Raw genomic sequence first — 433 nt, forward strand, 5'->3', positions numbered from 1 at the left:
GAGCAGCATGGCATTCACACCTTTCTTCTCCGTTTTTTCAAGGCGAATCAATGCAGCATATTAGAAGAAAGTGCAGGACATATGACCGTACAGCTGACAATCGAAATGGATAAATTAATTATGAACCGTCCTTTTTATTGGCACTGGCTTGAAAAAACTGGCGGTGTACCTGAACCGCGGCAATTGACATTCATCACAGATCAAAAAAAAGCGGGTGATACGACCAGTGGTGAATTCATCCATTTCGGCTCCCCACGGTTATTTCAAATATTTGAGGCGGTCAAAGAGCAGGGCCGTTTTATCCGGCTTTATGAACGAGTCAGCCCGCTCACGAACAACCAGATCGCCCTTGAGCCATGGCTTGGTCTCAATGTAAAAATCTCTTATCTGGCAGACCGGAAGAAGGATAAGCTTTTATCATTAGGCCTTCATC

At 44.8% G+C, this 433-nt stretch carries 1 protein-coding gene; it reads left to right on the top strand.

Features of this window, described 5'->3' with window-relative positions; translation table 11 throughout:
• Positions 1 to 57: 57 nt before the first annotated feature.
• Positions 58 to 433, top strand: a 376-nt coding sequence (locus GFC01_RS18305) for a YqhG family protein (RefSeq protein ID WP_341474091.1), incomplete at its 3' end; no start/stop codon positions are given.

The sequence above is a fragment of the Desulfofundulus thermobenzoicus genome, from assembly GCF_009428905.1.
Lineage (GTDB): Bacteria > Bacillota > Desulfotomaculia > Desulfotomaculales > Desulfovirgulaceae > Desulfofundulus_A > Desulfofundulus_A thermobenzoicus.